General features: G+C 71.1%; 19 protein-coding genes and 1 rRNA gene. 5 read left to right on the top strand and 15 right to left on the bottom strand.

All coding sequences use genetic code 11. The annotated features are described in order from the left end of the window. Positions 1-197 precede the first annotated feature (197 nt). Both F4559_RS08655 and tyrS read right to left on the bottom strand, forming a co-directional pair. A 16S ribosomal RNA gene (locus F4559_RS08655) occupies positions 198-1713 on the bottom strand. Positions 1714-2303: 590 nt separating this feature from the next. Further along, positions 2304-3578: a tyrosine--tRNA ligase gene (gene tyrS / locus F4559_RS08650; RefSeq protein ID WP_184667364.1), complete on the bottom strand. Its 1275-nt coding sequence runs from the start codon at positions 3576-3578 to the stop codon at positions 2304-2306. Between the two features lie 92 nt (positions 3579-3670). On the opposite strand from tyrS, the gene F4559_RS08645 reads away from it, so the two are divergent. After that, positions 3671-4141: a hypothetical protein gene (locus F4559_RS08645; protein ID WP_221447174.1), complete on the top strand. Its 471-nt coding sequence runs from the start codon at positions 3671-3673 to the stop codon at positions 4139-4141. Here the strand turns inward: F4559_RS08645 and F4559_RS08640 are convergent. Further along, positions 4138-5715, bottom strand: a complete 1578-nt coding sequence (locus F4559_RS08640) for a DUF6461 domain-containing protein (protein ID WP_184667362.1) — start codon at positions 5713-5715, stop codon at positions 4138-4140. The genes F4559_RS08645 and F4559_RS08640 overlap by 4 nt on opposite strands. A gap of 111 nt (positions 5716-5826) precedes the next feature. On the opposite strand from F4559_RS08640, the gene F4559_RS08635 reads away from it, so the two are divergent. After that, the gene (locus tag F4559_RS08635) at positions 5827-6348 is read left to right on the top strand and encodes an EF-hand domain-containing protein (RefSeq protein ID WP_184667361.1); all 522 of its coding nucleotides are present in this window, start codon (positions 5827-5829) and stop codon (positions 6346-6348) included. On the opposite strand, the gene F4559_RS08630 is transcribed toward F4559_RS08635, so the two are convergent. The 8 genes from F4559_RS08630 to argC are packed head-to-tail and all read right to left on the bottom strand — an operon-like array spanning position 6345 to position 14027. Continuing rightward, on the bottom strand, positions 6345-6968 hold the full coding sequence (locus tag F4559_RS08630; protein WP_184667360.1) for a DNA-3-methyladenine glycosylase: 624 nt from the start codon (positions 6966-6968) through the stop codon (positions 6345-6347). The genes F4559_RS08635 and F4559_RS08630 overlap by 4 nt on opposite strands. Beyond that, complete coding sequence (gene argH / locus F4559_RS08625; protein WP_184667359.1) at positions 6952-8343, bottom strand: argininosuccinate lyase; 1392 nt, start codon at positions 8341-8343, stop codon at positions 6952-6954. Before argH ends, F4559_RS08630 begins: the two co-directional genes overlap by 17 nt. A 38-nt stretch (positions 8344-8381) precedes the next feature. Next, on the bottom strand, positions 8382-8879 hold the full coding sequence (locus tag F4559_RS08620; RefSeq protein ID WP_184667358.1) for an arginine repressor: 498 nt from the start codon (positions 8877-8879) through the stop codon (positions 8382-8384). Beyond that, on the bottom strand, positions 8876-9811 hold the full coding sequence (argF, locus tag F4559_RS08615) for an ornithine carbamoyltransferase (protein WP_184667357.1): 936 nt from the start codon (positions 9809-9811) through the stop codon (positions 8876-8878). Before argF ends, F4559_RS08620 begins: the two co-directional genes overlap by 4 nt. A gap of 1 nt (position 9812) precedes the next feature. Then, a complete protein-coding gene (locus F4559_RS08610) occupies positions 9813-10976 on the bottom strand; it encodes an acetylornithine transaminase (RefSeq protein ID WP_184667356.1) in 1164 nt (387 codons plus the stop codon). Then, the gene (argB, locus tag F4559_RS08605) at positions 10973-11848 is read right to left on the bottom strand and encodes an acetylglutamate kinase (protein ID WP_184667355.1); all 876 of its coding nucleotides are present in this window, start codon (positions 11846-11848) and stop codon (positions 10973-10975) included. Before argB ends, F4559_RS08610 begins: the two co-directional genes overlap by 4 nt. After that, entirely contained in the window at positions 11845-13017 is a 1173-nt protein-coding gene (gene argJ, locus F4559_RS08600) for a bifunctional glutamate N-acetyltransferase/amino-acid acetyltransferase ArgJ (protein WP_184667353.1), read from the bottom strand. Before argJ ends, argB begins: the two co-directional genes overlap by 4 nt. Then, entirely contained in the window at positions 13014-14027 is a 1014-nt protein-coding gene (argC, locus tag F4559_RS08595) for an N-acetyl-gamma-glutamyl-phosphate reductase (RefSeq protein ID WP_184667351.1), read from the bottom strand. Before argC ends, argJ begins: the two co-directional genes overlap by 4 nt. Positions 14028-14091: 64 nt before the next feature. Here argC and F4559_RS34315 point away from each other — a divergent pair, with 64 nt between their 5' ends. Together F4559_RS34315 and F4559_RS08590 are read left to right on the top strand one after the other, a co-directional pair. Further along, on the top strand, positions 14092-14430 hold the full coding sequence (locus F4559_RS34315; RefSeq protein ID WP_221447173.1) for a hypothetical protein: 339 nt from the start codon (positions 14092-14094) through the stop codon (positions 14428-14430). Continuing rightward, positions 14343-14813 (top strand): HEAT repeat domain-containing protein, encoded by a 471-nt coding sequence (locus F4559_RS08590; RefSeq protein WP_221447172.1) that lies wholly within the window; start codon positions 14343-14345, stop codon positions 14811-14813. Before F4559_RS34315 ends, F4559_RS08590 begins: the two co-directional genes overlap by 88 nt. A gap of 7 nt (positions 14814-14820) precedes the next feature. Here F4559_RS08590 and sthA read toward each other — a convergent pair whose 3' ends face one another. Further along, positions 14821-16233, bottom strand: a complete 1413-nt coding sequence (sthA, locus tag F4559_RS08585; RefSeq protein WP_184667349.1) for a Si-specific NAD(P)(+) transhydrogenase — start codon at positions 16231-16233, stop codon at positions 14821-14823. 41 nt (positions 16234-16274) lie between these two features. Here sthA and F4559_RS08580 point away from each other — a divergent pair, with 41 nt between their 5' ends. Next, the gene (locus tag F4559_RS08580) at positions 16275-16943 is read left to right on the top strand and encodes a DNA alkylation repair protein (RefSeq protein WP_184667347.1); all 669 of its coding nucleotides are present in this window, start codon (positions 16275-16277) and stop codon (positions 16941-16943) included. On the opposite strand, the gene F4559_RS08575 is transcribed toward F4559_RS08580, so the two are convergent. From F4559_RS08575 to pheS, 3 genes are all read right to left on the bottom strand, one after another. Next, positions 16940-17440 carry a hypothetical protein gene (locus F4559_RS08575; RefSeq protein WP_184667345.1) on the bottom strand — a complete coding sequence of 167 codons (501 nt, stop codon included), beginning with the start codon at positions 17438-17440 and terminating at the stop codon, positions 16940-16942. The two genes, F4559_RS08580 and F4559_RS08575, sit on opposite strands and share 4 nt — an antisense overlap. Before the next feature lie 307 nt (positions 17441-17747). After that, entirely contained in the window at positions 17748-20225 is a 2478-nt protein-coding gene (gene pheT, locus F4559_RS08570; RefSeq protein WP_184667343.1) for a phenylalanine--tRNA ligase subunit beta, read from the bottom strand. Between the two features lie 3 nt (positions 20226-20228). Beyond that, positions 20229-21296, bottom strand: a complete 1068-nt coding sequence (gene pheS, locus F4559_RS08565) for a phenylalanine--tRNA ligase subunit alpha (RefSeq protein ID WP_184667341.1) — start codon at positions 21294-21296, stop codon at positions 20229-20231. Positions 21297-21509: the final 213 nt, after the last annotated feature.

Raw genomic sequence — 21509 nt, 5'->3', positions numbered from 1 at the left:
CAGCGCACCGAACAGAAGCTTCAAGCCCTCCGAAGACCTTTCCACGCCCGCAAGCAGGCAGTACTCACTCTCCGAACAACAAGGAGTCCCGCATTAGCCAGCATCCACAAAATTGAGCCCCACCCGACGATCGTCCGCCGCCGGCGTGGCCTCCACCACGACCCTCCGAAAAGGACCGCGGCGCAGATGCTCCTTAGAAAGGAGGTGATCCAGCCGCACCTTCCGGTACGGCTACCTTGTTACGACTTCGTCCCAATCGCCAGTCCCACCTTCGACCGCTCCCCCCCTTACGGGTTGGGCCACGGGCTTCGGGTGTTACCGACTTTCGTGACGTGACGGGCGGTGTGTACAAGGCCCGGGAACGTATTCACCGCAGCGTTGCTGATCTGCGATTACTAGCGACTCCGACTTCACGGGGTCGAGTTGCAGACCCCGATCCGAACTGAGACCGGCTTTAAGGGATTCGCTCCACCTCACGGCTTAGCAGCCCTCTGTACCGGCCATTGTAGCATGTGTGAAGCCCTGGACATAAGGGGCATGATGACTTGACGTCATCCCCACCTTCCTCCGAGTTGACCCCGGCAGTCTCCCATGAGTCCCCGCCACTACGCGCTGGCAACATGGAACGAGGGTTGCGCTCGTTGCGGGACTTAACCCAACATCTCACGACACGAGCTGACGACAGCCATGCACCACCTGTACACCAGTCCGAAGAGGCCACCATCTCTGGCAGTTTCCGGTGCATGTCAAGCCCAGGTAAGGTTCTTCGCGTTGCATCGAATTAATCCACATGCTCCGCCGCTTGTGCGGGCCCCCGTCAATTCCTTTGAGTTTTAGCCTTGCGGCCGTACTCCCCAGGCGGGGTGCTTAATGCGTTAGCTGCGGCACGGAGGACGTGGAAGCCCCCCACACCTAGCACCCACCGTTTACGGCGTGGACTACCAGGGTATCTAATCCTGTTCGCTCCCCACGCTTTCGCTCCTCAGCGTCAGTATCGGCCCAGAGACCCGCCTTCGCCACCGGTGTTCCTCCTGATATCTGCGCATTTCACCGCTACACCAGGAATTCCAGTCTCCCCTGCCGAACTCAAGTCTGCCCGTATCGACCGCAGGCTCCACGTTAAGCGTGAAGTTTTCACGGCCGACGCGACAAACCGCCTACGAGCTCTTTACGCCCAATAATTCCGGACAACGCTCGCACCCTACGTATTACCGCGGCTGCTGGCACGTAGTTAGCCGGTGCTTCTTCTGCAGGTACCGTCAGTCACCCTTCGTCCCTGCTGAAAGAGGTTTACAACCCGAAGGCCGTCATCCCCCACGCGGCGTCGCTGCATCAGGCTTCCGCCCATTGTGCAATATTCCCCACTGCTGCCTCCCGTAGGAGTCTGGGCCGTGTCTCAGTCCCAGTGTGGCCGGTCACCCTCTCAGGCCGGCTACCCGTCGTCGCCTTGGTAGGCCACTACCCCACCAACAAGCTGATAGGCCGCGGGTCCATCCCGTACCGCCGGAACTTTCCACCCCACGACATGCGTCGCGGAGTCGTATCCGGTATTAGACCCGGTTTCCCAGGCTTATCCCGAAGTACAGGGCAGGTTACCCACGTGTTACTCACCCGTTCGCCGCTCGTGTACCCCGAAGGGCCTTACCGCTCGACTTGCATGTGTTAAGCACGCCGCCAGCGTTCGTCCTGAGCCAGGATCAAACTCTCCAATAATGAACGAGTTGATCGCTCGAACGATGCCGACCCACGGACCGGAATATGGTCCGCTTTTGACAGTCAGTCGTCCAGTATTCGATCTCAAAGGAATACCTCTTGACGAGGTATATCAGTTTACTGGCTATTCGGCACGCTGTTGAGTTCTCAAAGAACACGCGCTCATCGTCACTCGCCGCTGACGCGGTCCGATCGGAGGCTTATGCATTGCTTTGAAGCTTTTGTGAACCAGACGCCCTGGCCGAAAAGATCTTCAAGATCCTGGCTGGGTCTTCCGCTTCGAGGTCACCCACTCTACCACCGTGAGGCGGGAGCTTGGTTCGTGTCCTTCGTCGCGCTCCGTTCCGGTTTTCCCGGCCCGTTCCGCGCTGACATGGAGAAAGTTACACGCACCCGAACCGGAGGTCAAATCGGGGGCGCAGAGCGGCGCGCACGGGCGAAACCGCAGGTCAACGACCCCGCGCGGCACTCACCAACACGCTATCCGACCCTTCAAGACCACAACAGTGTGACTGCCATCACACCATCCGACGACGAAGGTCACTGGTCCGGGTGGACCAGTGGCCGTTCGGCGACTACTCAACCGCAGGTCAGGGCGCGATTCGTACCCCGGCGGTGGTGCGCTTGCCCCGTCGGACGACGAGCCAGGTGCCGTGGAGCAGGTCCTCCTGGGCCGGCACCCACTCCTCGTCGGCGATCTTCACGTTGTTCACGTAGGCACCGCCCTCCTTGACCGCGCGCCGCGCCGCGCCCCGGCTGTCGGACAGACCCGACGCCACCAGCAGGTCGACGATGGTCGGCGCGTCGGCCAGCCGGGCGTCGCCGGTCGGCGCCTCGGCCATCGCGGCCGCCAGCGTCGACAGGTCCAGCTCGCGCAGCTCGCCCCGGCCGAACAGGGCCTGGCTCGCGGCGACCACCTGACGCGTCTCGTGTTCGCCGTGCACCAGCGTCGTGAACTCCTCAGCCAGCTTCTTCTGCGCGGCACGCAGGTGCGGCGCGGACGTGGTCTGCTCCGCCAGGTCCGCGATCTCCTCGCGGGACAGGAAGGTGAAGAGCTTCAGGTACCGCAGGACGTCCGCGTCGCCCACGTTCACGAAGTACTGGTACCACGCGTAAGGCGACGTCATCGTCGGGTCGAGCCACACGTTGCCGCCGCCGGTGGACTTGCCGAACTTGCGCCCCTCCGCGTCGGTGACCAGCGGCGCGGTCAGCGCGTGCACGGACCGGCCCTCGACCTTCCGGATCAGGTCGACACCGCCGACGATGTTGCCCCACTGGTCGGACCCGCCGACCTGGAGCGCCGTGCCGAACTGGCGGTTGAGCTGGAGGTAGTCGTTGGACTGCAGCAGCAGGTAGCTGAACTCGGTGTAGGACATGCCGTCGCCCTCGAGGCGGCGCTTCACCGTCTCGCGGCCGAGCATGACGTTGATCGAGAAGTGCTTGCCGACGTCGCGCAGGAACTCCAGCACGGACACGCCGCCGGTCCAGTCCAGGTTGTTCACGACGACCGCGCCCGTGGGGCCGTCGTCGAACTCCACGAACCGCTCCAACTGGCCGCGGATGCGACCGGCCCACTCGGCGACGGTGTCGAGGGTGTTCAGCGCGCGCTCGGCGCTGTCGCGCGGGTCGCCGATCATGCCCGTGGCGCCGCCCGCCAGCACGATCGGCCGGTGCCCGGCCCGCTGGAAGCGGCGCAACATGAGCAGGGGGACGAGGTTGCCCGCGTGCAGGCTCGGCGCCGTCGGGTCGAAGCCCGAATAGAGGGTGAGCGGGCCGGAGTCCAGGTCGCGCCGCAGGGCGTCGAGGTCGGTGGAGTGCGCGATCAGACCGCGCCAGGCCAGTTCGTCGAGGATGTGCTCGCTCACGACCGGCCATTCTTCCCTACCTGGTCAAAGCGGTTTGCGCAGGTGTCGGACGGGGGTAACCCGATCGGGGATTCCAGTGAGAGGACAGGCCGATGACCAACCCCCGTCGTGACCTCCGTCCGACCGAGGTCGTCCGTCCCGTCGACCCGCGTGACGTGCACGTCGACGCGCACGAGGAGGTCGTGCGGCGACCGGTCGCGCACCAGGAGGAGGTGGTCGAACGCGGCGACTCGCGGGTGCGCGGCGTGCGCGTGACGTGTGCCGTGATCGACGTCGTCTGCTGGCTGTTCGCGATCGTGTTGGCCGTGCACGTCTTCCTGGTGGTCGCCGGGGCCAACCCCGCCAACGGGTTCGCGCAGCTGATCGACGGGTGGTCCGCCGGGGTGTCGTTGGGTCTGCGCGACCTGTTCACCCCGGCGAACGACGCCCTCCGGACGCTGTTGAACGACGGGCTCGCGGCCGTGCTGTGGCTCCTGATCGGTGCCGGGCTGACGAGCCTGATCACCCGGCTCGCGCTGCCCGCCGGCGAGCGGCGCGTCTGGTACCGGCGGACCGTCCGCTAGTCGTCGCCGAGGATGTAGGCGACGCCGTGCTTCGTCAGGGCCTCGTAGTCGGCCCTGACGAAGCCGTGCCCGGTGAAGCGGGCCAGGGCCGCGAGCATCTTGGCGTCGGCCGAGCGGTAGTCGGCGAGGTCCAGTCCGTCGCACCACTCGGCGACGGCGGCGGGTACGTCGTCGAAGGGCGGCTCGAACGAGCCGAGCAGCCGACCGCGTTCGGCGAAGGACAGCCGACGGGACCCGTTGACGTTCCAGAACGCGCTCGCCGCGCGCCCGTGCGCGGAAGCCGGTCCGAGGTAGCGCTCCCAGCTCCCCCAATAGCCGTTGATCTCCACGATGAAGACGGTGTCGCCGATGTCCAGCAGGATCGCGCCGCCGTACCCCTCCAGGGCGTCCCGCGCCGAGTGGTCCTCCCGCCGTCCGTCGAAGGACGCGACGACGTGATCGACGGACGCGCCCGTGACCACGGTGATCGTCGCCGCCACGGACAGCACGCTCTCTTCGACCCACAGGTAAGGCCGGTGTTCGGCGGATGGCGTGTCAGGTGGCGTCTCGCCGCGTAAGACGTGTCCGAGGCGGTCGGTGCGCTTGACGACCTTTTCGGGGGCCAAAGGCGCTTCCCAGACCTGCACCCGGAAGTACTCGCGGTGGTCGCCGTCACGGCCCGAAGCGTGCACGCGGAACCTCAGGTCGCCGGGCCACGGCGGTGTCACCGGCCACCCGGCGACACCGAGATCCCCGGTGTCGGTGTGGAAGGAGACCTCGACGATCTCCTCCCACCCGGAGAGGTCCGCTTCCGGGGGTGTCGCCGTGACGTCCACGCCGACCAACACGACCTCGTCGGACGCCACGCGCACGGCGATCCCCTCGGGCAGCACGGCGACGAGCCCGTTCGCGGAGAAGTCGGGGACGGCCTCGACCGGGCCGGGGGTCAGCGCGAACCAGTGGTCCGGGGTGGGCACGTGGCGTGAGCCGTAGGCGGGGAAGCGGTAGTCGGCACGGCGGCGGGCGAGGACGGCATCGGCATGGCGGGCCGGCTTGGGACGACCGGGCAGGACGCGTGCGACGACGTCGAGCGCGATGCCGAGGACGGCCGGGCGGGTGGCGTCCTCGCCGAGGATCGACTTCGTGACCAGCAGGGCCAACGCGATGTGGCGGGCACCGTGCCGACCGTCGAGGACGTCCAGGTCGTCGAGTTCGGGGACGGCCAGCGCGGATGCCACGTCCGGGTGATCGGCCAGTCGGACCACCAGGTCCTCGGCCAGGTCGCCGGTGCCCGGTCGGAGGGTGTCGGCCAGGCGGCTCTCGGTGGCGAGCGGGCTCTCCCCCACCCAGCCCATGGTCATGAACGAGCCTCGGAGTGGTGGCGGCGGATCGACCGGAGGAACGAGCAAGGGCGGGTCGACGCCGTCGAGGACGCGTTTGTCGGCGAGCGACGGCAAGCGCAGGACATCGTCCAGGGATCGTCGCCGGGTCGCGGGCAGGCGGGCCAGGTCTGCGGCCACGGCGGCGGGCAGCGAGTCGGCGAGCGGTCGGATGAGTGTCGCCACGGTGGTGGCGAAGGTGTCGTAGTCCCCCACGACACCCCATCGTGGCACTACTGATCGTGATCGTGCGATTCACCCTGGTGCCGCATTTTTTGGCCCGGGTGGTCAGTTGTGGTGACCGCTGTCTGCGGCAAGGTATGCGGGGTGGCCAGCGACTTGCAGCGAAAAAAGACCGCACTGGTGTTCACCGCGATGGACGTCAACGGGGACGGTTTCCTGGAGCGGCGCGACTTCGACGCGCTCGCCGAGCGGTGGTCCGCGCTGCGCGGCGGTGCCGACACGGCGGAACTGCGCGAGGTCCTGACGAGCTGGTGGTACGCGTTGCAGCTGGTGACCGACGCGGACGGGGATCGGCGCGTGACGCTGGACGAGGCGCAGTCGGTGTCCGACCGGCTCGCCGAGAAGAAGGGCCTGGTCATGGCCACCGCGCGGTCGATCTTCGACGCGGTGGACGAGGACGGGGACGGCCGGGTGACCGCCGCCGAGTACAACCAGCTCATCCAGGCGTGGACCGGTCGGGCCGCGTTCACCGACGACGTGTTCCGCCTGCTCGACCTCAACGGCGACGGGACCCTGTCCAAGGCGGAATTCCAGCGCCACTGGGTGGAGTTCTGGACCGGTGACGACGCGTCGGCGCCGGGTACGCACGTGTTCGGGCGGGTCTAGGCCGTCCCGCGGGTGCGTCGCGTGCCGCGTCGGTACGTGCTGACCGCCGGCGAGTCGATCCAGAACCGCCACGGCACGTCGACCGCGACCGCGACGCCCACGCGGGGTCCGACGAACACCTCGTCGACCGGGTCGCCCGCGTAGAGCCGCACGTCGGCGTCCGGGTCGGTCAGGTCGACGCCGTTGTGCACGCGGTCCAGGCCCAGGACCCCGGTCAGGCGGGCCGGTCCCTTGGCGAGTTCGCCGTCGCCGCGCGCGCCCGGTCGCCGCGACCGGGCCAGGTCCAGGCCGGTCACGACCTCGCCCGCGCGCAGCAGCACGGCACCGGGCACGCCGTCGGTCGACGACACGACGTTGGCGCAGAAGTGCATGCCGTAGACGAAGTAGACGTAGAGCCTGCCCGCCGGGCCGAACATGACGTCGTTGCGCGCGGTCCGGCCCCGGTAGCAGTGCGACGCCGGGTCGTCGCCGCCCCGGTACGCCTCGACCTCGACGATCTTCACGCCGACCGTGCCGGTGGGCGTCGTGCTCTCCAGGACACAGCCGAGGAGGAGCCGGGCCGCGTCGACCGGGTCGACGGCCAGCTCCTCCTCGGTGAGTCTTCTAGGCGCTTCGGGCAACGGAGACCTTGTCCCGCAACCTCTTGAGCTGTTCGGCCACGCGGTCGGGGGCAGTGCCGCCGTAGGCGTCGCGCGACGCGATCGAACCCTCCACGGTCAACACGCTACGCACCTCGGGGGTGAGCGCGGGCGAGACCGCGGCGAACTCCTCGTCGGTGAGGTCGACCAGGTCCACGCCGCGGCCCTCGGCGACGCGCACGCACCCGCCCGCCGCCTCGTGCGCGAGCCGGAACGGCACGCCTTGGCGGACCAGCCACTCGGCGACGTCGGTGGCCAGCGAGAACCCGGCGGGCGCGGCCTTGGCCATGCGCTCGGTGTCGAACGTGATCGTGGCGATCATCCCGGCCAGGGCGGGCAGCAGGAGTTCGAGCTGCTCGACGGAGTCGAACAGCGGCTCCTTGTCCTCCTGGAGGTCGCGGTTGTAGGCCAGCGGCTGGGCCTTGAGCGTGGCGAGCAGACCGGTGAGGTTGCCGATCAGCCGGCCGGACTTGCCCCGGGCCAGTTCCGCGGCGTCCGGATTCTTCTTCTGCGGCATGATCGAGCTGCCGGTCGCCCAGGCGTCGTCCAGCACCGCGAACCGGAACTCGGCCGTGGTCCAGATGATCACCTCCTCGGAGACGCGCGACAGGTTCACGCCGATCATGGCGAGCACGAACGCGATCTCGGCGGCGAAGTCGCGCGACGCCGTGCCGTCGATGGAGTTCTCGACCGGGGCGTCGAAGCCCAGGTCGGCGGCGACGGCGGCGGGGTCCAGGCCCAGCGACGAGCCGGCCAGCGCGCCGGAGCCGTACGGGGACACCGCGGCCCGCTTGTCCCAGTCGCGGAGGCGGTCGACGTCGCGCAGCAACGCCTGGCCGTGCGCGAGCAGGTGGTGCGCGAGCAGCACGGGCTGGGCGGCCTGGAGGTGCGTGCGACCGGGCATGGCCGCGGTCGGGTGCGCCTCGGCCTGCGCGACGAGCGCGTCCACGACGTCGAGCACGCCGGAGGTGACGCGGCGGGCGGCATCGCGCAGCCACATGCGGAACAGGGTGGCGATCTGGTCGTTGCGCGACCGGCCGGCGCGCAGCTTGCCGCCCAGTTCCGGTCCGGCGCGCTCGATCAGGCCGCGTTCGAGGGCGGTGTGCACGTCCTCGTCCGCGAGCGTGGGCGTGAACGCGCCCGAGGCGACGTCGGCCGCCAGCGTGTCCAGCGCCGCCAGCATGCGGTCGAGTTCGTCGGTGGTCAGCAGGTCCGCGCGGTGCAGGACGCGGGCGTGCGCCCGTGATCCGGCGATGTCGTACGGCGCGAGCCGCCAGTCGAAGTGCGTGGACGCGGACAGCAGTGCCATCGCGTCGGCGGGACCGCCGGCGAACCGGGCTCCCCACAGTGAACTCATCTACCCAGGTCCTTAGTCGGTGCGTTCCCCGCGACGGGTCACCCGTCGCCTTCCGTCTGTCCCTGGCCCGCGGCCAGGGCGCTCACGCGGGCGGCCAGATCCGCTCCGGTGAGCGGTTCGCGGGCCACCACGAGGATGGTGTCATCGCCCGCGATCGTGCCCACGATGTCGTGCAGTGCCGCCCGATCGAGTGCACTGGCCAGGAACGACGCCGCGCCGGGTGGCGTACGCAGCACCGCGAGGTTGCCCGAGTGGTCGACCGACACCAGCAGTTCGCCCAGCACGCGGACCAGCCGGGACGTGCCGCCCTCGATGCCGCGCACCGGACTGCCGTCCTCGGGGATGACGTACACCGGCGCGCCGCCGTCGGGACCGCGCAGCTTGACGGCGCCGAGTTCGTCGAGGTCGCGGGACAGGGTGGCCTGGGTGACCTCGATGCCCTCCACGGCGAGCGTCTTGGCCAGTTCGGACTGGCTGCGGATCGCGCGCCGCGTGACGAGTTCGACGATGCGGGCCTGCCGCGCGGTCCGGCTCACGTCAGGCGCCCCGATCGCTCCATCAGCCACACGAGCAGGGCCTTCTGCGCGTGCAGGCGGTTCTCGGCCTCGTCCCACACGGCGCTGTCCGGGCCGTCGAGGACGTCGTCGGTGATCTCCCAGCCGCGGTGGGCGGGCAGGCAGTGCAGCACGGTCGTCCTGACGCCGGTCGCGGCGACGAGGTCGGCGTTGACCTGGTACGGCCGGAACGGGCCGACGCGGTCACGGCCGTCGTTCTCCTGGCCCATGGACGTCCACGTGTCGGTGACCAGCACGTCCGAGCCGTCCACGGCCTCGCGCGGGTCGACGACGACCTCGACCGTGCCGCCGGTCTCCGCACCACGCCGCCGAGCGTCGTCGAGCACCCACGGCGCGGGCGCGAACTGGGCGGGCGCGGCGACCCGCACGTGGCAGCCGGCCGTGACGCCGCCGAGCAGCAGCGAGTTGGACATGTTGTTGGCGCCGTCGCCCAGGTAGGTGATCGTCAGGCCGGCCAGGCGGCCGTGCACGCGACGGATCGTCTGGAGGTCGGCGAGCACCTGGCACGGGTGGAACTCGTCGGTCAGCGCGTTGATCACCGGGATCCGGGACACCGACGCCATGGCCTCGATGCGCTTCTGCGCGAACGTGCGCCACACGACCGCGTCCACGTAGCCGGACAGGATGCGCGAGGTGTCCTCGATGGTCTCCTCGCGGCCCAGCTGCATGCTGCGGCCGTCGACGATCACCGGGTTGCCGCCGAGCTGGGCGATGCCGACCTCGAACGACAGGCGGGTGCGGGTGGAGTTCTTCTCGAAGATCACCGCGACGGACCGCGGCCCGGCCAGCGGCTTGGCGCCGAGCCGGTCCAGCTTGAACCGGTCGGCCAGGTCGAGGATCTCGACCTGCTCGTCGGTGGTCAGGTCGTCGTCGCGCAGGAAGTGGCGGACCACGTCAGTCCTCCAGGAACGACGGGAGGTCGGCGACGACCCGGCGGGCGTCGGCCTCGTCGAGGATCAGCGGCGGGGCGAGCCGGATGACGTCGGGCTGGATCGGGTTGATCAGGTAGCCGGCCCGCTGGGCGGTCGCCGCGGCCTTCGCCGAGACCGCCTCGCGCAGCGTGATCCCGAGCAGCAGACCGGCACCCCGCACCCCGGAGACGAGCGGGTGGTCGAGGGCCTCGACGCCGGCGGCGATCTCCTTGCCCACCGCGGCGGTGTGCTCCAGGAGGCCGTCGGCGGCGATGGTGTCGAGCACGGCCAGCGCCGCGGCGCAGCACACCGGGTTGCCGCCGAACGTCGTGCCGTGCTGGCCGGGCGTGAACAGGTCCTTGGCCGGGCCGACGGCGACGCACGCGCCCAGCGGCAGGCCGCCGCCCAGGCCCTTGGCCAGCGTGATCACGTCGGGCGTGATGCCGACCTGCTGGAAGCCGAACCACGAGCCGAGCCGGCCGATGCCGGTCTGCACCTCGTCGACCACCAGCAGCGCGCCGTGTTCGGCGGTGATCCGGCGAGCGGCCTGGAGGTACCCCTCCGGCGGCACGACGACGCCCATCTCGCCCTGGATCGGCTCGACGAAGAACGCGGCCGTGTCGTCGTCGATCACGGCTTCCAACGCCTCGACGTCGCCGAACGGCACGTGCACGACACCCGGGACCAGCGGCTCGAACGGGGTGCGCTTGCCTTCCTGGCCGGTCAGCGACAGGGCGCCCATCGTGCGGCCGTGGAACCCGCCGACCGTGGCCACGACCTTGGTGCGGCCGGTGCGCCGGGCGAGCTTGAACGCGGCCTCGTTGGCCTCGGCGCCGGAGTTGCAGAACAGCACGCGGCCGTCGCCGTCCACGCCGGCCAGGTCGAGCAGGCGTTCGGCCAGCAGCAGCGACGGCTCGTTGATGAAGAGGTTGGAGGTGTGGCCGAGCTTGCCGATCTGCGCGGTCACGGCCTCGACGACCGCCGGATGGGCGTGGCCGAGCGCGTTGACCGCGATGCCGGTGACCAGGTCGAGGTAGCGGTTGCCGTCGGCATCCCAGACGTAGGCGCCCTCGCCGCGCTCCAACGCGAGCGCGGGCGTGCCGTAGTTGTCCATCATCGCGGCCTGCCACCGCTGCCGGTGCGTCATGCCCCGTCCCCCGTAACCCTCGTTCCGACACCTTCGGACGTGAAGACCTCGTGCAGCACCGAGTGGGCGAGCCGCCCGTCGATGACGTGTGCCTCGGGCACGCCGCCGCGCACCGCGCGCAGGCACGCCTCCATCTTCGGCACCATGCCGCTGTCCAAGCGCGGCAACAGCTCTGCCAGCTCGGCCGCGCCGATGCGGTGCACCAGCGAGTCGCGGTCGGGCCAGTCCCGGTAGAGGCCCGCGACGTCGGTGAGCACGACGAGCTTGCGCGCGTCCAGCGCGACCGCGATCGCGCCGGCGGCCGTGTCGGCGTTGACGTTGTGCACGACGCCGTCCGCGTCGGGCGCGACCGTGGAGATCACCGGGATGCGCCCGGCGCCGACGAGGTCGAGCACGGCGGACGGGTCGACGTGCACGACGTCGCCGACCAGGCCGAGGTCGACGTGCTCGCCGTCCACGACCGCGCCCCGGCGTTCGGCGGTGAGCAGGCGGGCGTCCTCACCGGACAGGCCGACCGCGTACGGGCCGTGCCGGTTGATCAGGCCGACGAGTTCGCGCTGCACCTGGCCGACCAGCACCATGCGGACCACGTCCATGGCCTCGGGCGTGGTGACGCGCAGACCGGCGCGGAATTCGCTGTGGATGCCGAACCGGTCGAGCATCGCGGCGATCTGTGGGCCGCCGCCGTGCACGACGACCGGGTGCAGGCCGGCGAGCTTGAGGAACACCATGTCCTGCGCGAACGCGGTCTTCAGCACGTCGTCGACCATGGCGTTGCCGCCGTACTTCACGACCACGAGCGCACCCCGGAACCGCTGGAGCCAGGGCAGCGCCTCGACCAGGATCTCCGCTTTCGCCCCCGGTGCGGTCACGAGCTGTACGCGCTGTTCTCTTCGACGTAGCCGTGCGACAGGTCGGTGGTGAGCACGGTCGCGGTGCCCTCGCCCAGGCCCAGCGCGATCTCCACGGTGACGTCGCGGCCGGACAGGTCCGCCTCGGACCGGTCGGCGGCCTTGTGCCCGTCGGCGAACAGCGTGACGCCGTTGACGGTGATGCCGAGCTTGAACTGGTCCACCTCGGCCGCCGCGCGGCCGACGGCCATGGCGATGCGACCCCAGTTGGGGTCCGAGCCGAACAGCGCGGTCTTCACGAGGTTGTCCTCGGCGACCGTGCGGGCCACGACGATCGCGTCCGCGTCGGTGCGCGCACCGGTGACCGTGATCGCGACCTCCTTGGTGACGCCCTCGGCGTCGCCTTGGAGCTGCTTGACCAGGTCGCCCGCGACCGACGCGAGGACCTCGACCAGTTCGGCCTTCGTGGGCGTGACGCCGGACGCGCCGGACGCGAGCACGAGCACGGTGTCGTTGGTGGACGTGCCGCCGTCGACGTCGAGCGTGTCGTAGGTGCGGGCGGTGACCTCGCGCAACGCGGCGTCGAGCGTGTCGCCGTCGACGACCGCGTCGGTGGTCAGCACGCTGAGCATGGTGGCCATGTTCGGCGCGAGCATGCCCGCGCCCTTGGCGAACCCGCCGACCGACCAGCCGGCCGCGTGCGCGGCGTGGGACTGCTTGGGGTGCGAGTCCGTGGTCATCACGGCGGTGGCGGCGGCGAGACCGGCCTCGTCGGTGTCGGCCAGCCCGGCGGCGGCCTTCTCCACGCCGGTGAGCACGCGGTCCATGGGCAGGCGTTCGCCGATCAGGCCCGTGGAGCAGACCGCGATCTCGATCGCGCCGACGCCGAGCACGTCCGCGACCTTCTCGGCGGTGGCGTGGGTGTCCTGGAAGCCCTCGGGACCGGTGCACGCGTTGGCGCCGCCGGAGTTGAGCACGACCGCGCGCAGCCGGCGTTCCTTGATCACCTGCTGCGTCCACAGCACCGGCGCGGCCTTGACCTGGTTCGTGGTGAACACGCCCGCGGCGGCCTGACCCGGCCCCTCGTTGACGACCAGCGTCAGGTCGGGTGCGCCCGACTCCTTGATCCCGGCGGCGACACCGGCGGCCTTGAAGCCCTTCGGTCCGGTCACACCCTTCGAGCGGTTCACGGTGCTACTCCCACGGTGGACAGGCCGGTGGTCTCCGGCAGGCCGAGTGCCAGGTTCATGCACTGCACCGCGGCGCCCGCGGTGCCCTTCGCCAGGTTGTCGATCGCGGCGACCACCACGAGCCGGTTCAGGTCGGGGTCGACGGTCACCTGGAGCTGGACCGCGTTGGAGCCGAGCACCGCGCCCGTGGTCGGCCAGTGGCCTTCCGGCAGCAGGTGCACGAACGGCTCGTCGGCGTACGCCTTCGCGTAGACCTCGCGGATGTCGACGGTCCCGGTGAGCGTCGCCGAGCAGGTGGCGAGGATGCCGCGCGGCAGCGGCGCGAGGACGGGTGTGAAGGACACGGCGACGTCGCGGCCGGCCGCCTTCGACAGGTTCTGGATCATCTCGGGCGTGTGCCGGTGCGTGCCGCCGACGCCGTACGCGCTCAGCGAGCCCATGACCTCGGAGCCGAGCAGGTTGGGCTTGAGCGACTTGCCCGCGCCGGACGTGCCGGAGACCGCGACGACGGTGACCTCGGGCCCGATGTGGTCGACGGCGGGCGCGAGGGCCAGCGAGGCGACCGTGGGGTAGCAGCCGGGGACGGCGACGCGCTTCGTGCCGTGCAGGGCCGCGCGGTGGCCGGGCAGTTCGGGCAGGCCGTAGGGCCAGCTGCCCGCGTGCTCGCCGCCGTACCAGCGTTCCCACGCCCTGGCGTCGGTGAGCCGGTGGTCGGCGCCGCAGTCGATCACGACCGTGTCGGTGCCGAGCCGTGCGGCGATCTCGGCGGATTTGCCGTGCGGCAGGGCGAGGAACACGACGTCGTGGCCGGCGAGGTTCTCCGGCGTGGTCTCGGCCAGGACGCGGTCGGCGAGCGGGAGGAGGTGCGGTTGGTGGGCGATGAGCGGGGTGCCGGCGTTGCCGCCCGCGGTGAGCGCGCCGATCTCCACGTCCGGGTGGGCGAGCAGGAGGCGCAGCAGTTCGCCACCCGCGTAGCCGCTCGCGCCCGCGACCGCGATCCTTACCGTCATACGCATAAGTATGCACCCCGATGCAAGATCACTCAAGCCGGCCCGTCCCACTACTGTGGACCCGGTGGCCATGTTCACCCACCTGACGCCGCACGACCACGTGCGGAGCATCATGCGGACGGGACTGCGCGCGGGGTCGTACCGCGTGCCGGTACTGCCGTCCTATGCGATCTCCCACCAGTGGCTGCGCGAATTGCGGCGGGGTGGGCAGCGGACGTTCCTCGCCGTCGACTTCCGGCTGCCCGACGACCAACCCGTGACCGTCGGGCACTACGGCGGGCCGTCGAGGTCACCGCCGCCGAGGCCGTCGCCGGCATGCCGCGCACGACCGACCCGCGCGGGTACGAGGTCGTCGTCCCGCGCCGGGTCGGTCGGCGCGAACCGCACCGCGTGCGGCACGTGAACCGGGTGACGGGATGGCGGTACATGCCCGACGCGCACGGCCGGCCGCCGTGCCCGTGCGTGGTCTGCCAACCGCTCGGCGCGTACGGCTCGGCGAAGATCCGGACCCGGCTGTCCCGCGAGTGGCCGGAGCCGACCAAACCCGAGCCGATGGCACGGCTCGCCGACGCCGGCGGCCCGCTCGAACTCCGGGAAGTGCTGTACGAACCGGGTGGGCGCGGCCGCGGCGACGCCGACGCGCTCGCGTACCTGGTCGACCACCCGGACGCGGGCGTGCGCGAGGCGCTCGCCGAGGCACTGCGCTCCTACCGGGACGGCCGCGCCCTCCAGGCCCGGCTCGCGCTCGACCCCGACCCGGAGGTCCGGGCCGCGGCCGTGCGGTGAGCGGGGTTCAGACGCCGAACCGGTCCAGCGCGCGGATCTTGTTGGTCGCGTCCAGCGCGGCCACCTTGTACGCCTCGGACAGCGTCGGGTAGTTGAAGACCGTGTCCACGAGGTAGTCGACGGTGCCGCCGCACGCCATCACGGCCTGGCCGATGTGCACCAGGTCGGTCGCGCCCGTACCGAACACGTGCACGCCGAGCAGCTTGCGGTCCACCGTGGACACCAGCAGCTTGAGCATGCCGTACGCGTCACCCACGATCTGGCCGCGCGCCAACTCCCGGTACCGGGCCAGGCCCACCTCGTACGGCACGGCCGACGAGGTCAGCTCGGCCTCGGTCGCGCCGCAGTAGGAGATCTCCGGGATGGTGTAGATGCCGATCGGCTGCAACGCCGACAGCTCGTTCGCCTTCTCCCCGAACGCGTGGTACGCGGCCAGCCGGCCCTGGTCCATCGACGTCGCGGCCAACGCCGGGAAGCCGATCACGTCGCCGACGGCGTAGATGTGCTCGACCGGCGTGCGGTAGTGGTCGTCGACCGAGAGCCGGCCGCGGTGGTCGGCGGTCAGCCCGGCGTTGTGCAGGTCCAGCGCCGCGGTCGCGCCCTGGCGGCCGGCCGAGTACATGACCGCGGCGGCCGGGATGCGCTTGCCGCTGGCCAGCGTGGTGACCGTGCCGCTCTCGGACACGGCGACGTCCACGACCTTCTCGCCGAACCGGAACGTCACCGCCAGGTCGCGCAGGTGGAACTTGAGCGACTCGACGATCTCCGGGTCGCAGAACTCCAGCATCCGCTCGCGCTGCTCCACGACCGTGACCCGCGAACCCAGGGCCGCGAACATGGACGCGTACTCGATGCCGATCACACCCGCGCCGACCACGACCAGCGACGGCGGGATCTCCTCCAGCGCGAGCACCTCGTCGGAGTCCAGGACCCGGACCTCGTCGAAGTCCACCTGGTCGGGGCGCGCGGGCGTGGTGCCGACCGCGATCACGACCTTCTCCGCGGTGATCGTGTGGTGCTCGCCGCGGTGCGTGCCCTGGACCGCGACGGTGTGCGGGTCGACGAACCGGGCCGTGCCGGCCATCAGGTCGACCTGGTTGCGGTGCAACTGGGCGCGCACGACCTGGACCTCGCGGCCGACCACGTGCCGGGTGCGCGACAGCAGGTCGGAGATCGTGATGTCGTCCTTGACCTGGTAGCTGGCGCCGTACACGTCGCGCTGGCTCATGCCCGTGAGGTACATGACGGCCTCGCGCAGCGTCTTGGACGGGATCGTGCCGGTGTTCGCGCACACGCCGCCGACCATGTCGTGCTTGTCCACCACGGCGACCCGCTTGCCCAGCTTGGCGCCCGCGATCGCCGCCTTCTGCCCGCCCGGACCGGACCCGATCACCAGCAGGTCGTAGTCGTACTCGCTCATGGCCCGAAGCGTCGCACAACACGGCCGCCTACGGTGGTCCGGTGGAAGCACTGACAGCCGCTGTTCGGCAGGCGTTGGCCACGGCCGCCTCCCCCGAACGGGCACCCGCCATGCAGCGGTACATGAAGTCGGAGATGCCGTTCCTCGGCGTGCCCAAGCCCGAACGCACACGGGTGTTGCGCCCGGTCTTCGCCGCCCACCCGCTCGCGTCCGCCGAGGAGTGGGCCGCCGCGGTGCTGGACCTGTGGCGCACGGCCGACCATCGCGAGGAGCGCTACGCCGCCACCGCGCTGCTGGACCGCTATCCGAAGTGGCGGTCGCCGGGACTGCTGACCGTCCTGGAGGAGCTGATCGTGGACGGGGCGTGGTGGGACCACGTCGACGAGGTCGCGAGCCGGCACGTCGGACCGCTGCTGCTGGGGTGGCCGGACGAGATCGCGCCGATCATGCGCGCGTGGTCGCGGGACGCGGACCGGTGGCGGCGCCGGACGTCGGTGATCTGCCAACTCGGCGCCAAGACCGCCACCGACACCGACCTGCTGGCCGAGTGCGTCGAGGCCAACGCGGCCGACAAGGACTTCTTCCTGCGCAAGGGGATCGGCTGGGCGTTGCGCCAATACGCGCGCACCGACCCCGGCTGGGTGCGGGTGTTCGTGGACTCCCACACCCTGTCCCCGCTGTCGGTGCGCGAGGCCCTCAAGCACGTCTAGAACGTCGGGGCCGCGTTGCCCGAGTACGTGAGCGGGAAGACCAGGTCCTTGCACGCGGCCGGCACGTCCGACGCGATGGACACGACCATCTCCACGTCCACCGAGCCGTCCGGCGGGATCGCGACCGGCGTGGCCATCGGCACCACGGTCAGCACGCTCGCCGGGCAGCCTTCGACCTTGTTGTGCGCGACGTCCATCGGCGTGCCCGGCACGGCCTTCAAGGAGGCCACCACGATGCCCACGGCGTTGGGGTTGGTCAGCCGGACCAGCCGGGCGCCCTCGCTGCCGGGCGTGAGCTCGACCGGGGCGCCGGACACGTCGTCGATGCCGAACGGCTTGAGTTCCGCCCCGCCGACCGCGCCGTTGCTGTTCTCGTAGGCCAGTGGCGGCTCGGAAGGCTCCGGCCAGGTGAGGTGCATGGCCGTCACCACCGCGGCACCGACGCCCAGGATGGCCATGGCGACGGCGACTTCGGTCCGCGGTCCCAAGCTACGCATGAGGCAACCTCACAGGAAATGTTGCTCCAGGCGGTGGGTTCGCCGCTAGCTCCCCGACGGGCCGGCGACCAGTCTCGCCCGGCGGTTCAACGCTTCGCCCCTCGGCCCCGCGGGCCGCGATGCCAATCTTGGAGAACGTTCAACCTGTGCGCAAGAACCAACCCGGCCCGGAAACACAGGTCCAAAGACCCCTTGACAGGTCACTCTGCGTGCCCTGATCAGCGGCTGGTCCACCTGTCGTGATCCGGCACTTTCACTCGCCAAGACCAATCCCGGACCCGCACCAGTGCGGGTCCGGGACGCAGCGTCAACCTCTCAGCACCGCTCCGAGACGGTCGGCGGCCGCGGCCACGGCGGTGTCCCGCGCGGCCGTGGCCTCCTCGACGGTGAGCGTGCGGTCCGGCGCGCGGAACCTCAGCGCGTACGCCAGCGAACGCTTGCCCTCGCCGACCGAGTCGCCCCGGTAGTCGTCGAACAGCCGGATGTCCTCCAGCAGCGCGCCGCCACCACCGCGCAACGCGCGCGTCACCTCGTCGGCGGGCACGGTCGCGTCCACCACCACGGCCACGTCCAGCAGCACCGGCGGGTAAGCCGACACGATCGGCGCCGGGCGGTGGTCGGTCACCGGCAGCGCGTCCAGGTCCACCTCGAACGCCGCGGTCCGCTTGGGCAGGCCCAGCGCCTCCACGACCTTCGGGTGCAGCTCGCCCGCGTGACCCACCGGCCAGTCGCCGACGCGCAGCTCCGCGCACCGGCCGGGGTGCCACGGCGCCAGGTCCGAGGCCACGACGGTCAGCTCGACGCCGTACGCCTCGCCCACCAGCCGTGCGGCGCGCACCGCGTCCGCCCAGTCCGCCGGCCGTCCCTCGCCCCACCAGCCGTTCTGCTCGCGCAGGCCGGTGAGCACGCCCGCGACGTGCACGGGCTGGTCGGGCACGGCGGCCAGCAGTGCGGCGACCTGCGCGGCCGACGGCCGGCCGCCCACGCCCACCTCGGGCACGGGCACCTGCTGCGACCGCGGCAGCGTCACCTGCGCGACGGTGTACAACGCGATGTCGCGGGCGCCGCGCGAAAGGTTGCGCTGCACGGTCTCCAGCAGGCCCGGCACCAGCGTGGTCGCCAGCGCGTGCTTGTCGGCCTCCAACGGGTTGAGCACGCTCACGGTCGTGCGCCGCACGTCGTCGGCGGGCAGCCCGAGCGCGTCGAACACCGTCGGCGCCACGAACGGGAACGGCTTGACCTCGACGAACCCGTTCTCGGCCAGCGCGCGCGCCACGGTGCGCCGACGGCGCTGCCGCTCGGTGAGACCCCGGCCGGCGGGCGCGGGCGGCAGGACCGACGGGATCGTGTCGAAGCCCTCCAGCCGCAGCACCTCCTCGACCAGGTCGGCGGGCTGGCGCAGGTCCGAGCGCCAGGTCGGCGGCACGGCGGTGACCACGGTCGTGCCGTCGTCGCCGGTCGTGACCTCCACCCGGCAGCCGATCTGGCCCAGCCGGCGGGCCGTGGCGCCGCGCGCGTAGCGCACGCCGGCGACCCGGTCGGGCAGGTCGATCGGCATGGACACCGGACCGGGCACGGCGGGCGTGCCGATGTCCGTGCGGCCGGGCTTGATCGCGCCCTCGCCGAACAGGTGCAGCAGGCGTGCCGCGCGCTCCAGCGCGGCGGGCGCCAGGGACGGGTCCACGGTCCGCTCGAAGCGCTTGGCCGCCTCGCTGGGCAGCTTGTGCCGGCGCACCGTGCGCGCGATCGCCCGCGGGTCCCAGTTCGCCGCCTCGAGCAGGATGTCCGAGCTGTCGTCGCGCACCTCGGTCGACGCGCCGCCCATGACCCCGGCCAGCGAGATCACGCCGCTGTCGTCGGCGATCACGACGTCGTCCGGGTCGAGCGCGCGGACCGACTCGTCGAGCGTGGTGAGCTTCTCCCCCGCCACCGCGCGGCGCACGACCAGCGTGCCGCGCACGGCGGACGCGTCGAACGCGTGCAGCGGCTGGCCCAGTTCCAGCATCACGTAGTTGGTCACGTCGACCGGCAGCGAGATCGACCGGATGCCCGCGAGCATCAGCCGTCGGCGCATCCACCACGGCGTGGGCGCGGTCGGGTCGACGCCGGTCACCCGGCGGGCCACGAACCGGGGGCACGCGACCGGGTCCTCGACCGTGATCGGCCACGCGTCGCCCTCGGCCTCGGGCACCTCGGCCAGGCCGGGGTCGCCGAACGGCACGTCGAACGCGCACGCGATCTCCCGGGCCAGACCACGCACGGAGAACGCGTAGCCGCGGTCGGGCGTGGGCGCGACCTCGATCACGGTGTCGGTCAGGCCGAGCAGCTCGACCGCGTCGTCGCCGGGCTGGGCCGTGCCGCTGGGCAGCACGAGGATGCCCGCGTGGTCGTCGCCCAGGCCCAGTTCGCGGGCCGAGCAGATCATCCCCTCGCTGGTGCGGCCGTAGGTCTTGCGCGCGGCGATCGTGAAGTCGCCGGGCAGCACGGCGCCGGGCAGCGCCACGACGACCGTGTCGCCCTCGCGGAAGTTCGTCGCGCCGCACACGATGCCGTTGACCTGGTCGGGGCCGACCTCGACCCGGCAGAACCGGATCGGCTTCTTGAAGCCGGACAGCTCCTCGATCTCGACCACGCGGCCGGCCACGAGCGGACCGGTGACGCCGGACAGCGCGTGGACGTCCTCGACCTCGATGCCGATCCGCACGAACGCCTCGGCCAACCGGTCGGGCGTCGGGGTCTCGTCGAACTCCAGGTGCTCGACCAGCCAGGTAACCGGGATACGCACCGGTCAGGCCTCCGTTCCGAAGGGCTGGGTGAAGCGGACATCGCCTTCGACCATGTCGCGCATGTCGGGCAGGCCGTTGCGGAACTGGAGCGTGCGCTCCAGGCCCATGCCGAACGCGAACCCCGAGTACACGTCCGGGTCGACGCCGCAGTTGCGCAGCACGTTCGGGTTGACCATGCCGCAGCCGCCCCACTCGACCCAGCCGGCGCCGCCCTTGCGCTCCGGGAACCACACGTCGACCTCGGCGGACGGCTCGGTGAAGGGGAAGAAGCTCGGGCGCAGGCGGGTCTTCGAATCCGCGCCGAACATCGCGCGGGCGAACGCGTCGAGCGTGCCCTTGAGGTGCGCCAGCGTCAGCCCCTTGTCCACGGCCAGGCCCTCGACCTGGTGGAACACCGGGGTGTGCGTGGCGTCGAGTTCGTCGGTGCGGAACGTGCGGCCGGGGCACACCACGTAGACGGGCGGCTCGCGGTCGAGCAGCGTGTGCGCCTGGACCGGGCTGGTGTGCGTGCGCAGCACCAGGCCGGAGTCGGCGGGCGCGACGTAGAACGTGTCCTGCATGGAGCGCGCCGGGTGGTCCTTGCCGAAGTTCAACGCGTCGAAGTTGAACCACTCGGTTTCGAGCTCGGGACCTTCGGCGACCTCCCAGCCCATGGCCACGAACACGTCGCCGATGCGCTCGGCGAGCGTGCTGATCGGGTGGCGGGCGCCGCGCCGCACGCGGTCCCAGGGCAGCGTGACGTCGACGGACTCCTCGCGCAGCACCCGCTCGTCGCGCTCGGTCTGGAGCACGGCCCGGCGCTCCTCGAACGCGAGCTTGACCGCGTTCTGCGCCTCGTTGACCCGCTTGCCCGCGTCGGCCTTGGCCTGGGGCGGCAGCGCGCCGATCTCCCGGCGGGCCAGCTGCACGGGGCCCCGGTCGCCGAGGTGGGCGGGCTTCACGGCGGCCAGGCCGTCGAGGTCGGCCGCCTTCGCGAACGCCTCCCGGGCCTGCTCCACGGCCGCGTCGAGCGCCTCCGGGGAGAGCGCCGCGACCTGCTTGGGGTCGTACGGGTCGTTGGCTCCGGACATGGTTGGTGTACAGCTCCCGTCGCGGACACAGGTGGACGGCCACGACGGCGGTCCCGCCGCGCGGCGGGACGATCCTAGGCGATCGGGCGGTCCGGCCGCCCACCGCCCACGGGCCGCGACCGCCGCCGGCCGTCGTCGCCGCAGGTCGCACGGCACCCGACCGGAATTGTCGGACCCCCGTGGCACAGTGGACCCCGACGGCATCTCCACCCG

Origin of the sequence: Saccharothrix violaceirubra, from assembly GCF_014203755.1 — a bacterium.
Taxonomy (GTDB): Bacteria; Actinomycetota; Actinomycetes; order Mycobacteriales; family Pseudonocardiaceae; genus Actinosynnema; species Actinosynnema violaceirubrum.
This window is presented reverse-complemented; position numbering and strand designations above follow the sequence as displayed.